General features: G+C 37.7%; 1 pseudogene. It reads right to left on the reverse strand.

Annotated features, from left to right (window positions below):
* Positions 1–240 (reverse strand): annotated as a pseudogene (locus tag SCA31_RS24330) (ribonuclease BN); the annotation flags it as partial.
* Between the last annotated feature and the right edge of the window lie 17 nt (positions 241–257).

The raw sequence follows: 257 nt of genomic DNA on the forward strand, positions 1-257 counted from the left end.
TTGAATGCTTTGGGCAACATCAGTTCCCATCAATCCACTGATTTGATTGCTTATTTCTCCACGGATTGCCTCTTCACCGAAGAAATTTCCGGCAATCCAGATGATGATAATCAATAACCCCGGAATGGAAAAAATGGCATAATATGCAAGACTTGCCGAATCCCTGGATGCGGAAGAATCATTCCATTCTGTAAAGGCTTCTTTTAAAACGTCCCAGAAAAATTTTATATTTTTTATCATATTAAAATGGATATCCG

The organism is Chryseobacterium sp. SIMBA_028, from assembly GCF_046535285.1.
GTDB lineage: Bacteria > Bacteroidota > Bacteroidia > Flavobacteriales > Weeksellaceae > Chryseobacterium.